Origin of the sequence: Amycolatopsis sp. AA4 (genome assembly GCF_002796545.1) — a bacterium.
GTDB lineage: Bacteria > Actinomycetota > Actinomycetes > Mycobacteriales > Pseudonocardiaceae > Amycolatopsis.
Genome location: NZ_CP024894.1, coordinates 6,493,904 through 6,506,410 on the forward strand (window position 1 = coordinate 6,493,904; position 12,507 = coordinate 6,506,410).

At 69.3% G+C, this 12,507-nt stretch carries 14 protein-coding genes; 3 read left to right on the forward strand and 11 right to left on the reverse strand.

Features of this window, described 5'->3' with window-relative positions; all coding sequences use genetic code 11:
• Positions 1–19: 19 nt before the first annotated feature.
• Entirely contained in the window at positions 20–550 is a 531-nt protein-coding gene (locus CU254_RS29975; protein WP_199841099.1) for a GNAT family N-acetyltransferase, read from the forward strand.
• A gap of 9 nt (positions 551–559) precedes the next feature.
• On the opposite strand, the gene CU254_RS29980 is transcribed toward CU254_RS29975, so the two are convergent.
• The 7 genes from CU254_RS29980 to CU254_RS30010 form a co-directional block, all read right to left on the reverse strand.
• Positions 560–1,777: an RNA polymerase sigma factor gene (locus tag CU254_RS29980; RefSeq protein ID WP_037715246.1), complete on the reverse strand. Its 1,218-nt coding sequence runs from the start codon at positions 1,775–1,777 to the stop codon at positions 560–562.
• Positions 1,774–2,097, reverse strand: a complete 324-nt coding sequence (locus CU254_RS29985; RefSeq protein WP_009082141.1) for a YciI family protein — start codon at positions 2,095–2,097, stop codon at positions 1,774–1,776. Before CU254_RS29985 ends, CU254_RS29980 begins: the two co-directional genes overlap by 4 nt.
• A 24-nt stretch (positions 2,098–2,121) precedes the next feature.
• A complete protein-coding gene (locus CU254_RS29990) occupies positions 2,122–2,742 on the reverse strand; it encodes a dihydrofolate reductase family protein (RefSeq protein WP_009082143.1) in 621 nt (206 codons plus the stop codon).
• 120 nt (positions 2,743–2,862) lie between these two features.
• Positions 2,863–3,702: an aminoglycoside phosphotransferase family protein gene (locus CU254_RS29995; RefSeq protein WP_037715249.1), complete on the reverse strand. Its 840-nt coding sequence runs from the start codon at positions 3,700–3,702 to the stop codon at positions 2,863–2,865.
• Between the two features lie 16 nt (positions 3,703–3,718).
• Positions 3,719–4,627: a ribonuclease Z gene (locus CU254_RS30000; RefSeq protein WP_009082154.1), complete on the reverse strand. Its 909-nt coding sequence runs from the start codon at positions 4,625–4,627 to the stop codon at positions 3,719–3,721.
• Between the two features lie 125 nt (positions 4,628–4,752).
• Positions 4,753–5,730, reverse strand: coding sequence for an NAD(P)-dependent oxidoreductase (locus CU254_RS30005; protein ID WP_037715251.1), 978 nt, complete (start codon positions 5,728–5,730; stop codon positions 4,753–4,755).
• Positions 5,727–6,635, reverse strand: coding sequence for a ScbA/BarX family gamma-butyrolactone biosynthesis protein (locus tag CU254_RS30010; protein ID WP_234392766.1), 909 nt, complete (start codon positions 6,633–6,635; stop codon positions 5,727–5,729). The genes CU254_RS30005 and CU254_RS30010 overlap by 4 nt, the downstream gene beginning before the upstream one ends.
• Before the next feature lie 240 nt (positions 6,636–6,875).
• On the opposite strand from CU254_RS30010, the gene CU254_RS30015 reads away from it, so the two are divergent.
• Positions 6,876–7,508 carry a ScbR family autoregulator-binding transcription factor gene (locus CU254_RS30015; RefSeq protein ID WP_009082160.1) on the forward strand — a complete coding sequence of 211 codons (633 nt, stop codon included), beginning with the start codon at positions 6,876–6,878 and terminating at the stop codon, positions 7,506–7,508.
• A 426-nt stretch (positions 7,509–7,934) separates the two neighbouring features.
• On the opposite strand, the gene CU254_RS30020 is transcribed toward CU254_RS30015, so the two are convergent.
• Positions 7,935–8,549 (reverse strand): ScbR family autoregulator-binding transcription factor, encoded by a 615-nt coding sequence (locus CU254_RS30020; protein WP_199786021.1) that lies wholly within the window; start codon positions 8,547–8,549, stop codon positions 7,935–7,937.
• A 273-nt stretch (positions 8,550–8,822) separates the two neighbouring features.
• Here CU254_RS30020 and CU254_RS30025 point away from each other — a divergent pair, with 273 nt between their 5' ends.
• Positions 8,823–9,590 (forward strand): AfsR/SARP family transcriptional regulator, encoded by a 768-nt coding sequence (locus CU254_RS30025; protein WP_009082166.1) that lies wholly within the window; start codon positions 8,823–8,825, stop codon positions 9,588–9,590.
• A gap of 431 nt (positions 9,591–10,021) precedes the next feature.
• Here CU254_RS30025 and CU254_RS43810 read toward each other — a convergent pair whose 3' ends face one another.
• The 3 genes from CU254_RS43810 to CU254_RS30040 form a co-directional block, all read right to left on the reverse strand.
• Positions 10,022–10,594: a hypothetical protein gene (locus tag CU254_RS43810; RefSeq protein ID WP_009082172.1), complete on the reverse strand. Its 573-nt coding sequence runs from the start codon at positions 10,592–10,594 to the stop codon at positions 10,022–10,024.
• Positions 10,595–10,740: 146 nt separating this feature from the next.
• On the reverse strand, positions 10,741–11,568 hold the full coding sequence (locus CU254_RS30035) for an ABC transporter permease (RefSeq protein WP_009082173.1): 828 nt from the start codon (positions 11,566–11,568) through the stop codon (positions 10,741–10,743).
• The gene (locus tag CU254_RS30040; protein WP_037715255.1) at positions 11,568–12,491 is read right to left on the reverse strand and encodes a daunorubicin resistance protein DrrA family ABC transporter ATP-binding protein; all 924 of its coding nucleotides are present in this window, start codon (positions 12,489–12,491) and stop codon (positions 11,568–11,570) included. Before CU254_RS30040 ends, CU254_RS30035 begins: the two co-directional genes overlap by 1 nt.
• Positions 12,492–12,507 lie beyond the last annotated feature (16 nt).

A 12,507-nucleotide genomic window follows, 5' to 3' on the forward strand; every position in this document is an offset into this window, starting at 1 on the left:
AGGGGGCAGAATGAGCGACGTGACGATCATCCTGCCTCTCCCCCGAACCGAAGCCGGGGCCGCCTTGCAGTTGCGGCCGTGGCGGGCGGAGGATCTGCCGGTGTTGGTCGCCGCGCATCGGGATCCGCTGATGCGTCGCCAGTTGACGACGTCCCTCGTCGACGAAGGCGAGGCTCGGCGGTGGCTCGACGCGCAGGTCTCCGGCTGGGAATCCGCGACGCGGTTCAGCTTCGCAGTGGTGGGGGACGACGACCTGCCGCTCGGCCACGTCGTTGTGAAGGTGCGGGGCGCTGGCACCGCCGAGGTCGGGTACTGGACGGCCGCCCCGGCGCGTGGGCGCGGCATCGCGGCTCGGGCCTTGGAAACGACGTCGCGGTGGGCGTTCGGCGCGCAGCGGTTGAACCGGCTGGATTTGCTGCATGCCGAGGACAATCCGGCGTCGTGCCGGGTCGCGGAGAAGTGCGGCTACGTCCTTCGCGAAGTGCTTCCGCCCGCGCCGCCGGAGTTTCCGGGCAGTGGGCACCGCCATGTGCGCGACGCAGCGGCCTGACTGGACCCGCTACCCCAACTCCTCTCGGCGGCGGGACAGCGCGGCGGTCTCCGCGGTGTTGCCCGCCAGGTCGATAGCGCGCTGGTAAGCCGCACGTGCTTCCTCGGCTCGGTCCAATCGGCGCAGGAGGTCAGCGCGGGTGGCGTGGTACGGGTGGTACTCAGCCAGCCGGTCCGCGAGCCGGTCTACCACGTCCAACGCGGCCTCGGGCCCGTCCAGTTCGGCGACTGCGATGGCGCGGTTCAGGGCGACGATCGGTGACGGGTCGATGCGGGCCAGCTGGTCGTAGAGGGCGAGCACCTGCGACCAGTCGGTCTCGCGCATGTCCCGCGCGGACGTGTGCACGGCGTTGATCGCGGCGAGAATCTGGTACCGGCCCGGAGCGACCCCGGTGGCGAGGCGTTCGCGGACCAGGCGGTGGCCTTCGGCGATCAGCGGCGCGTCCCACCGCGTGCGGTCCTGTTCGTCCAGGGCGACCAGTTCACCGCTGGCCGACACTCGGGCCGGGCGGCGGGCTTCGGTCAGGAGCATCAGGGCCAGGAGGCCGGTCACCTCGCCGTCGTCGGGCAGCAGGGCGCGGACCAGGCGGGTCAGCCGGATCGCTTCGGCGGTCAGGTCGTGGCGCACCGGGTCGGTGTCGGGACCGGTGGCGAGGTAGCCCTCGTTGAAGGCCAGGAAAAGCACCGTGAGGACGCCGGACACGCGGGTCGGCAGGTCTTCGGCGGCGGGCACTCGGTAGGGGATGCGAGCGGCCTTGATCTTCGCTTTCGCGCGCGTGATCCGTTGCCCCATCGTGCTTTCCGACACGAGGAAGGCGCGGGCGATCTCCGGCACGGTCAGGCCGCCGACCATGCGCAGGGTCAGGGCGACCCGGGATTCGGCGGCCAAAGCCGGGTGGCAGCAGGTGAAGATCAGCCGGAGGCGGTCGTCGTCGATGAGGTGCGGAGGCGCGCTGTCGTACCGCGGCTGGGCCTCCCGTTGCTTGTCGTCGCGTTTGTTCTCGCGGCGGATGCGGTCGATGGCTTTGCGGGTGGCGGTGGTGGTCAGCCAGGCGCCGGGGTTGGGCGGCACGCCGTCGACCGGCCACCGTTCGACCGCGGTCGCGAACGACTCGGCGGCGGCTTCTTCGGCGACGTCCAGGTCGCCGAAGCGTTTGGTCAAGCTGGCGACCACCCGGGCCCACTCTTCGCGGTGGGCGCGGGTGATCGCCTCCCGGACGTCGCTCACTGGAACGGCCGCACCTCGACCTTGCGGTTGCACGCCTTCGACCCTTCGGCGGCGAGCTTGAGCGCCACGTCCAGATCCGGGGCCTCGATGACCCAGAATCCGGCCAGGTATTCCTTCGACTCCAGGAAAGGGCCGTCGGTGACCAGCGCCGCCCCGCCGCGGTTGTCGATGACGGTCGCGGTTTCCGGCATGGCGAGTCCGCCGGCGAAGACCCAGTGGTTCCCGGTCTGGAGCCGCTCGTTGAAGACGTCGATCGCGGCGTCCTCCTCCGGCGTGGCGAGAGTGGGCTGGTCGTGGACCACGGAAATCAAGTACTGCATCCGAGTCTCCCGTCGTTGTCGAGGTCAGCGGCCCGCGTACTGCGGACGGCCGGCCGGGCGCCAGATCTGGGTCGTCACGCCCCGCGCGTCCACTCGAGACTCAACCAGATCCAGCGCCAGATCCGGGCCGTTCCGCGGAAAGAGCCGCTCGCCCTGTCCGACGACCACCGGGATCACGAGGAAGATCATCTCGTCGACCAAGCCCTGCTCCAGCAGCCACCGGACCAGGGTGCCGCTTCCGTGCACCTGCAGCTCGCCGCCCGGTCGCGCCTTGAGGTCCGCGACGGCCGCGGCCAGATCGCCGGTCAGCGCGGTGGTGCCGGACCACTTCGGATCGGTGAGCGTCGACGAAGCCACGTACTTCGGCCGCTCGTTCAGTGCCCGCAGGATGCGTTCCTGGCCGGGAACATCCTCGGCGCGCAGCGCTCCCCACGAGCCGGCGAACAGGTCGTAGGTCCGCCGGCCGAACAGGAAGGCGTCGGCACGCCGGTAGGTCTCGTTGATGAACGCGAGGGTCTCGTGGTCGCCCTTCCCGAGCGCCCATCCGCCGCGTTCGAATCCGTTCCGGCGGTCCTCTTCGGACGCGCCGCCGTTGCCCTGCACGACGCCGTCGACGGTCATCTGCGTCATGGTTACGAGCTTCATGGTCGCGGTTCCTTCGCTTCGGTGCTGCCCCGCGCGGGCTGCTTCACCCCTGCTACGAACACCGGCGACCCGATCCGACACCGCGGCCAGAAAATCTTCGAGGAAATTTCCGCGGTACCGCTAACCGCGTGCCTCCAGCCAGGCGACGACCGCACGTACGAAGCCATCGACGCTGGTCAGCGGCTTGCCCGCGAACACCGCGTGGAGGTGCTCGACGCCGATGAGGTCGTTCCAGGCCCACGCGCGGCGGCAGGTCTCCTCGTCGGCGGCCGCGCGGAGGACCTCCCAACCGTGCCACGTCGCGACGAGTGCCGCGTCGATCGCGGGGTCGGACAAGCTCGCCAGGTCCCAGTCGAGGACGCCGGTCAGCTTGCCGTCCGCGCCGAAGTGGACGTTGCCGCCGCTGAGATCGCCGTGGACGAGCCTGGGCGGGACCTCTTCGAGCGCCAGCAGGGTGTCGAGCCGCTGCCGGACGCCGTCCTGCCACTTCCCTGGCAGCCGCGGAAGGACGTCGGCCACGAGTTCCGCCCAGCCCAGCCCGTTGGCATATCTGCGCGGCCGGTGGAGAACGGCTTCGAGCGCCGGTGAGATCTCCGCCTCGCGCAGTGCGGTCAACAGCGGTCCGAACGCCGCCGGGTCGCCGACGCCTTCCGGCAGCCCTTCGCCGTCGAGCCACGAAACCGCGACGGCCGCGCGGTCGCCGAAGCTGGTCACGGGAGTCAGCGGCTCCGGCACGGCGAAGGGCAGACCGGCCGCGGCCACCGCGCGAAGGATCTCGACTCGGCGCGGCAACTCGGCGGCGGAATCGGGGCGCTTGCTGATCCGCACCGCGGCGACGCCGGGCAGCAACACGACGTGGTGCATATTTCCTTGCGCGGCAAGGCGCGCGGAGCCGATCGGCGCGCCGGGGACGAGTGTTTCGGCGATTTCCAGCAGGTCGGCCGGGACGGGATGCGACACTCCGCCATCCTGCACCTCACCGGCGCGGCGGCAGCGGCACCACGTCCAGGTCGCGGGCCACGTGGATCTCCCCGTCGAACACCTTCGCTGCTTCGTCGCGGAACCGGTCCGCCTCCTCGTACGGGTAGCGCTGCGAGAAGTGGGTCAGCAGCAGCTTCCGGGCCCCCGACTCCGCGGCGAGCCGGCCGGCGTCGGTGCTGGTCAGGTGGCCGTAGCGGTAGGCCAGGTCGGCGTCGTCGGCGCGGAAGGTCGATTCGGCGATCAGCAGGTCCGCCTCTCGCGCGCAGGCGAACGCGCCCGGGCACAGGCGCGTGTCCATCACGAACGCGACCACCTGGCCCCGGCGCGGCACGCTCACGTCCTCGAGCCGGACCACGCCGTTCGCGGTCTCGAGCACGCCGTCGGCCTGGAGCTTCCGGACAGCGGGGCCTTGGACGCCCGCGGCGGCGAGCGCGTCCGGCAGCATCCGGATTCCGTCCGGTTCGGTGTAGCGGTAGCCGAAGCAGTCGATGCGGTGTTCCAGCGGGTATGCCGACAGCGCGCCGCCGAGCGGACCCGGCGCGGAGATCGGCAGCGGGACCAGCTCGGCGCGCTCGTGGAACGACGTCGAGTGCCGCAGCCGGTCGAAGTACTGTTGACCCGACGCCGGGTAGTGGCAGCGCACCGGATGCGCGACGTTGTCCAGGGACAACCGCTGGATGATGCCGGCGAGGCCGAGGCTGTGGTCGCCGTGGAAGTGGGTCACGCACAGGTGCGTGAGTTCGCTCGCCGTCGCACCGGCGTACATCAGCTGCCGCTGAGTGCCCTCGCCCGGATCGAAGAGGATGCCGTCGGTGTCGAAGCGCAGCAGGTAGCCGTTGTGGTTGCGGTGCCGGGTCGGCGTCTGGCTCGCCGAGCCCAGCACGACTAGCTCGCGTCGGGACATGACGATCATCTTCGCGCCCCGCCCGCGCTCGCCGCCACCGAAATGAACTCCGCGGAAACGGCGGCGGCCGTCCGGGATGAATTCCGGACGGCCGCCTTCGATTATCGCCGATTGAATTCGTTCGATCACTTTCCGCGTATTCGATCTTCCGGAATTGCCAGAGTTTCCCGGTACCAGTTCCGGGATTGGGCCATCCGGACGCCCAGTCCCGGTCCCGGGGACACTCCGGTGACCTTCCAGACCTTGTCGCTGGCATACCAGTGGTCCCGGGCGAGCAGCGACCATTGGTGCTCGCTGAGCCACGGCGCCCGCGCCCGGTGCTCGGCGAGCGGCAGGTCCGCGTCGGGAACCGGCAGGTCAAGCACGGTGCAGACGGCTTCGAGCAGGTCCCGCATGCGCACGGGTTCCGGGTCGGCCACGTGGAACACCTCGCCGGGGCTGCCCAGTGCCGGGTCCAGCGCGAACGCAGTGAGCACCGCGGCGAGATCCCACGACGACACCACTGAGGTCCGAGCCTCGCCGCCCGCGGCCCACGCCGGCACCGCGCGCAGCAACTTGACCAGCGCCGGGACCACGTGCCGGTCGCCGTCGCCGTACACCAGGTGCGGCCGCAGAACGAGCCCGCCTGCCGCGCGGACCTGCTGTTCCCCGGCCAGCCTGGTGCGGCTGGTGGCCGAGGCGGGCCCGAGGTCGAGCAGGTCCTCGGGCCCGCCTCGATGCTCGCCGTCGCGGTAGACCGCACAGGTGCTGAGGTGCACGACGCGCCGCGTGCCCGCGCGGTGTGCCTCCGCGAGAAGCCGGGCGGTGCCGCGGTCGTTGACCTCGGCGCACTCCTCTTCGGTGCCGCCGATCCGGGACGCGGCGTGCACGAGCGTCGCGACGCCCGTGCACGCCCCGGCCAGACTGGCGGCGTCGGTGAGATCTCCGCGGTGGATCCGCGCGCCGGATCGCGTGATCCACTCCGGCACCGCACCGCGCGCCAGCACCCGCACCGCGGCGCCGCGGGCGAGCAAGGCCCGCAGCACCGCCGACCCGATGAACCCGGTCGCTCCGGTGAGGAGGATTTCGCCGGTCGTGCTGTCCGCCCCCAGGCCGGCAGTCATGACCTGCGCATCGCCAGGACCCCGGTCGCCACGGTGCGGCCCTTCTGCTCGGCCACCACCCGCACCGAACGGCATCCGTCCGCGTCGGGTTCGATTTCCTCGGCCACCAGCAGGCATTCGGAGTCGAACTCGACGTAGGCGGAGAACTCGAAATCCGAACGCAGCGGCAGCGCGTGCGGATCGCCGATCGTCAGCAGCGCCGCCTGCCGCGCGCCTTCCAGCAGCACCATGCCCGGGACGTGGTCGGCCGAATGGTCGAACAGCACCGGGTGGTCCGGATCGAACTGCAGCGACCAGGTTCCCGCCACCGCGGTGTCCGCGACCAGCACGTCCTCCGCGCGGTACCGGCCGACGAGCACCGGGTCCACGGTCTCCAGCGCGCACGCCTGGAACGGCGTCGCCGCGAAGTGGTCGCCGCGCAGCCGGCGGTAAACCGCCGGGGACACGCAGCGCCAGTTTTCCGAAGCGGTGCCGATCAGTTCGCCGTCCCGGAAGCAGCCGAAGTCGGTCCGCATGCCGATCAGGTTTCCGCTCCGGAACACCGGCTCGTGCGCGCTCACCCGCAGCACCACGTCGATCGGCCGTCCCTCGGTGGCCAGCCCTTCGGGGGTGATAGAGCTGACTTTGTGGTCGGAGATGAACGCGTTGCCGAGCGAAACGCCGTAGGCACGGTGCGCGATGAGCAATCCCGCCTGGCGGCAGGTTTCCGCGAACAGCATGGGGTCGTGCGAGCCCGGAGCGCACGGGCCGAAAAACCCGTGCCGGCGCGGCCACTGCGCGCCGACTTCGAACTGGCCCTCGGCCACGATGTTCAGGTCAGTGACGAAAACTTCCGAGATGGCCGCGCGGTGCACGAGATTGCGCGGGATCGTCTGCTGGAAGTCGACCGGACGTCCGCCCGGCAAACTTTCGCCGTCCGTGATGAAGGTTCTTCTGACAGACTCCTCTAACAATGTACCGACCATGTCGGTCCTCCCAGAAAAAAGATCTTCCCCAGTACCCCCACAACATTTTTAGCGGAAACGGGCGGACAAAACCATACCTACCTACCGGTTTTTTTCTCTGGCTTCGGAGCCGGGACGGAGGTAGACTGGCGAGTCAGCGTGGCCGTTCCAGGCCCGCGAATCCCCGAAAGGAGTGTGGCAGTGGCTCGCCAGGAACGCGCGGAGCAGACCCGCAAGGCCATCCTCGACGCGGCCGCGTCCAGGTTCGACGCGGTCGGCTTTCTCGGCGCGAGCCTGTCGGACATCCTCGCCGAGGCCGGGGTGACGAAGGGCGCGCTGTACTTCCACTTCAAATCGAAGGAAGAGCTGGCGGACGAACTGATCCGCGAGCAGTTCATCGTGCAGACCCCGCTGGCCGACTTCGACAACCCGGGGCTGCAGGCGGCCATCGACCTGAGCCAGAACATGGGGCACAGCCTGCGCTCAGACGTGCGCGTGCGCGCCGGCATCCGGCTGGTCATCGAGCAGGGGTCGTTCGTCGCCCCGGCCGCGAACGCCTACAAGCAGTGGATCGACACCGTGCACGGCATGCTGCTCGCCGCGAAAGCGGCCGGCGACGTGCGGAAAGACGTCAACGCACACGATCTCGCGCAGTACGTGGTCGCGTCGTTCACCGGGAGCCAGCTCAGCTCGCAGGTGCTGACCGGCCGCACGGACCTGCATGAACGGCTCACGTTCATGTGGCAGACGATCCTGAACGCGGTGGTCCCGCCCCGGAGGCTGCACAAGTTCAATCCGGCCGGGACCGCTCCCGCTCACGCCGAGACCAAGTGAGACAACGGCCGTCCGGAAAACCGGACGGCCGGTCTTTTGGTGCGGACTGGGCGTGTTTGGTTGCGTGGCAAGGGTTTTGGGGTTCCGGTTTCGCCGGAGACGCGGGGCTCGCGTTTACCCGGGCAACCGGTCGGTTTGGTGCGAGTGGGCGGCGTGGGTGCGGCGCTGACAGTTCCGGCCATCCGGCGCATCGAAAAGGCGATCCTCGCGGCAGCCGAGATGGCCCATCCGCTTGGCAGGGGGCGAAGTTGTTGTCGCGCCAAGAGTTTCGGGCATCTGGCTCTCCGGGCACGGCGGTCTTGCTTCCGCCATCGATCTGCTCGATTGCGGCGAAGTTGTTGCAGTGCTGAAGGTGTCGAGAATCTGGTCCGCTGGAAGCACTGGCCTAAGCCCGATCAGGACGGCCGCTCGGCTCGCGTGGCTGAGTTAGGCACCGGTCGCGTCGGCGGTCGAGTCCGCTGGTTGCGCGGCTTCGATCACCCGCCACAGTTCGGACAGCGTGCTCGCCAGGTCCGTGCCCGGCGGGATCGTGCCGCTCGCGGCTGCCGATTCCAGGCCCACGCAGGTCACCACGACCAGCAGCGCCGCCATGTCCGGGCGAACGTGCGGGCTCAGCTCCCCCGCGTCGTGTGCCGCGGCGATGTGGGCGCGCACCTGGCCCAGCCAGGCGCGGACGAAGGCCACGAAGCGCGGGTCGTTCGAGCCCATTTCGCGGGCCAGCCGGAAGCTCGCGCCCACCTTCGCGTCCTCGGCCAGCCAGCCCATCAGCGCCCGGCTCAGGTCGGCCAGTCTGCGCAGGTGCGGACGGCACCCGCGGGCTCTCGCGACGTGCCGGTGCAGGACCGCGACGGCGGCCGACTGCACCTCGTCGCAGACCTCGTCCTTCGACGAGAAGTGGAAGTACAGGCCGCCCTTGGTCACGCCCGCCTCGCGGGCGATGTCCACCATGCTCGTGGCCGCGTAGCCGTCACGGTGCAACAGCGCCGCCGCCGCGTCCAGCAGCAGGAGCCTGGTCAGCTCCGAACGGGCCTGTTTAGTCACCGTCTTCCCCATCGTCTCGCGCCGGGAACGGCACGGCGTGCGTTCCGACCGGCTCATCATGACATACCGACCGCCCGGTTTACCACCCTTCAGGGCCTATTACCTGGCAACCTTCGCCAGTTCAAGATCGAAACAGACCAACCTCCCGGTTTTATCTTGAAAACCGACCTCCCGGTTTGCTATGGTTCAGCGGTGGACCCGGCTCGGACCGGCAGGCAGCGGCGCTGGGGGCGCCGCCGGACGGGTCCGGCGCGAAGACACCGGAGGGCAGTCATGCTGAACTACGAAATTCTCGGACAGATCAGAGTGAGCGGCCGGCCCGGCGTCTCCGCCCCGCGGGCCCGCAAGATCGAGACCTTGCTGTCCGTGCTGCTGGCGAAGAACAACCAGGTCGTGACCGCCGAGCACCTGATCGGCGAGATCTGGGGCGAGCATCCTCCCGCACGAGCGAGTGCGGCGCTGTACGTGTACGTGTCGCAGCTGCGGAAACTGTTGCGTGGCAACTCCAAGGATGCGGAAGAGAGCCCTGTGGTCACCAGTCCGCGGGGGTATTCGCTGCATGTCGGGATCGACGAGCTTGATGCCGATCGGTTCACCCGGCTTTACGAGCAGGGGCGGACGTTGCACTGGGACCGCGGCTACGGGCAGGCGGCGAAGGTGCTGCGGGAGGCTTCGAATCTGTGGCGCGGGGCGGCGTTCGGCGGGTTTACCGATTCGTCCGACGTGCAGGCTTATGCGACGTTGCTCGAGGAGAGCCGGCTGGGGTGTCTTGAGCTGCTGATGGAGACCGAGTTGTTGATCGGGCGGCATCGGGAGGTCGTGGGACAGCTGTCGGCGCTGGCGAAGGAGCATACGCTTCGGGAGACGTTCACCGAGTACTTGATGACTGCGCTGGCCCGGTCGAATCGGCGGGCGGAGGCGTTGGAGACGTTCGCTTCGGCGCGGCAGAATTTGGTGCAGCAGCTGGGGATCGAGCCGGGGAGTTCGTTGCGGAAGCTGCATCACAGCATTCTTGTCGGGGAGATGTCGGACGCTGTGTGATCCTTGATCGCGTCGGGGGTGGCCCGGTCTGTCGCTTTGGCGGCGGCCGGGTCTTTTTTGTGCGGCTGCGCCGCAAGAAAGAACGGGTGGTTGCGTGGGGCACCCCGAAGGTTGATTGTGCTGACGGTCTGGGGGTGCTTGTCAAGGCGGGAAAGATGCCTTGACAAGCACCCCCAGACCGCAGGGAGGCTTCGTATCGGGGTTGGGGGAGGGGTGGGCGCCCCCGGTGGTCGGTGCATCGGCGGCGGTTTTAGAGGTGGGGCTTGCGCCCCAATGTGGCATTGGGTGCATGCGATGCAACGAACGCCACATTGGGTGCGTCTGACGCACCCAATGCCACATTGGGGCGCATCCCGGGGTGGTGGGCGGGTGGGTCGTGAGGGGAACCCTCAGGGACTCTGAGTACGTGAAGGTGGCCCTCACGGCATTGTTCAGCTGCGGTAGACCGAGACTACGAAACCGCCGCAGGTGACTGGTTCTCCGTACCAGCCGCCCCAGCGGCTGTCCAAGGCCAGGCCTGCCAGTTCGGCCATCAGGTCCAGTTCCGCGGGCCATACGTAGCGGAGCGGCAGCGACGCGTCAGTCAGGTGCACGATTTGCCGGACGTCGTCGACCGCGCGGACGCGGGCGTCTGCGGTCCAGCAGGCCGGGTCCGGGTGGCGGCCCTGGACTACCAGGGCGCCGCCGGGAACCAGAAGGCGGCTGTAGCGGCCGATGGCGCGCAGCTGGTCTCGTTGGTCCGGCAGGCGGGACAGGACGTCCGCGCCCAGGTATCCAGTGTCGAAGCGCGGGCCGGGTTCCAGATGGACCTCGTAGCCCTCCCCGGCCAGTGCGTCCGCGACTGGGCCGCCGCCGGGGACCAGGATTCGGCCCGGGCCGTGAGACCTCGAGACGCGGTCGGTTACTTCCGAGAGGAACGCGACCGCGCCCGCCGGGTCGTCCGCCAGCGGGGCCAGCCACGCGGCTACGGGATCGACCGGCTTTTCCATCACCCGGGTCGGCATGTCGCCACCTCACTTCACGCAGTGGTCCTCGCTACTCCACAGAGAGTGCCGTAACGATCTAAAGCCGATCTAGCGGGATCGGGGTCCCCTAGGCACGGCGAAAGGGCGACCCGCTCGGAAGCGGGTCGCCCGTCGGCAAAAGAAGCTCAGCCTTTGGTGCGCCGGTTGAACTTGCGGACCGCGAGGAACGAGGCCGCGACCGTGATCACGCCCCACCAGGCCAGCGCGAGCCATGCCGTGCCGCCGGCGGGGGTGCCGTTCATCAGGGCGCGCACGGCGTCCATCAGCACGGTGAACGGCTGGTTGTCCACGATCGCCCGCAGCACTCCGGGCATCGCCTGGGTCGGCACGAGCGCGCTCGATGCGTACGGCACGAACACGAGGATCATGCCGAGACCTCCGGCGCCCTCGACGGTCTTCGAGATCGAACCGAGCAGCACCGCCAGCCAGAAGACACCGGCCGCGAACAGGACCAACAGGCCGATCGCGGCGAGCCAGCCCAGTGCGCTGCCGCCGGGGCGGAAGCCGATCGCGAAACCGATCGCCACCATGATCACGAACGACACCAGGCTGCGCAGCATCCCCGCGGCGACGTGGCCCACCAGCACCGCCGGGCCGAACATCGGCATCGAGCGAAAGCGTTCCACGAGGCCCTGGGTGAGGTCCGCGGCGACGCCGACGACCGTGGTCGTCGAGTTGAAGCCGATGCTGATCGCGAGCAGGCCGGGCACCAGATAGTCGATGTAGGCCATGCCGGGCACGTTGATCGCGGGCCCGAACATGAAGCGGAACAGCAGCAGCAGCACGATCGGCAGCGACACCGCCTGCAGCAGCATCTCCGGATTCCGCGTGATGTGCTTGACGTTGCGCCCGATCAGCACACGGAAGTCGGACAGCACCGAGGCCAGTCCGGCGCTTTCGGGCGCCGCGGGGATCCGCGCCCCCTCGGTTTCCCTGGACAAGGTCTGGGTCATCACTTCGCTCCCGCGGTTGAGGTGAGGGTGTGGAACACGTCGTCGAGCGTCGGTTCGGACAGCTCGATCCCGGCGGGCTCGAGCCCGGCGTCGGCGACCCGGTTGAGCGTCGCCCGCACCTGGCCGGGGTGGTCGATCGGGACGCTGACCGTCTCCTCCAGCAGCACGCCGCCGGTGACTTGCTGCGCGCGGCCCGCTTCGGCGACCGAGGCGAAGGTCAGCTTGAGCCGTTCGGTGCCGACGCGGCGCTTGAGCTCGGTGGCCGTGCCCTCGGCGACGACGCGGCCCTTGTCGATGACCGCGATCCGGTCGGCGAGCTGGTCGGCCTCGTCGAGGTACTGCGTGGTGAGCAGGACGGTAGTGCCGCCGTCGAGCAGTTTGCGGATCGCGTCCCACATCGCCGAGCGGCTGCGCGGGTCGAGACCTGTGGTGGGCTCGTCGAGGAACAGCACCGGCGGCGACGTGATCAGGCTGATCGCGAGGTCCAGCCTGCGCCGCATGCCGCCGGAGTATGTCTTGACCGGGCGCTCCCCCGCCTCCACGAGGTCGAACTGGGCGAGCAGTTCGGTGGCCCGCTCCTTCGCCCGCGCGGTCGGCAGGTGGAACAGCCGTCCCATCATTTCCAGGTTTTCGCGGCCGGTGAGCAGGTCGTCGACCGCGGTGTTCTGTCCGGTGAGGCCGATCTGCTCGCGGACCTTGCGGGTGCGCTTGGCGACGTCGTGGCCGTTCACGGTCACGGTGCCGCCGTCGGCCTCCAGGAGGGTGCTGAGGATCCGCACCGTCGTGGTCTTGCCGGCCCCGTTGGGGCCAAGCAGCGCGAACATCGTGCCCCGCTCGACGCTGAGGTCGACGCTCTCCAGGACGTCGACATCGCCGTAGGACTTGCGCAGCCCCCGTGCTTCGATTGCGTAGCCGGTGACCATCGGGTTACCTCTCCTC

What these genes read in the sequence shown, in the direction of transcription:
- CU254_RS29985 (WP_009082141.1), bottom strand. Translation starts at nt 2,097, where the DNA reads ATGCAGTACTTGATTTCCGTGGTCCACGACCAGCCCACTCTCGCCACG.
- CU254_RS29990 (WP_009082143.1), bottom strand. Translation starts at nt 2,742, where the DNA reads ATGAAGCTCGTAACCATGACGCAGATGACCGTCGACGGCGTCGTGCAG.
- CU254_RS30000 (WP_009082154.1), bottom strand. Translation starts at nt 4,627, where the DNA reads ATGTCCCGACGCGAGCTAGTCGTGCTGGGCTCGGCGAGCCAGACGCCG.
- CU254_RS30005 (WP_037715251.1), bottom strand. Translation starts at nt 5,730, where the DNA reads ATGACTGCCGGCCTGGGGGCGGACAGCACGACCGGCGAAATCCTCCTC.
- CU254_RS30025 (WP_009082166.1), top strand. Translation starts at nt 8,823, where the DNA reads ATGCTGAACTACGAAATTCTCGGACAGATCAGAGTGAGCGGCCGGCCC.
- CU254_RS43810 (WP_009082172.1), bottom strand. Translation starts at nt 10,594, where the DNA reads ATGCCGACCCGGGTGATGGAAAAGCCGGTCGATCCCGTAGCCGCGTGG.
- CU254_RS30035 (WP_009082173.1), bottom strand. Translation starts at nt 11,568, where the DNA reads ATGACCCAGACCTTGTCCAGGGAAACCGAGGGGGCGCGGATCCCCGCG.
- CU254_RS30040 (WP_037715255.1), bottom strand. Translation starts at nt 12,491, where the DNA reads ATGGTCACCGGCTACGCAATCGAAGCACGGGGGCTGCGCAAGTCCTAC.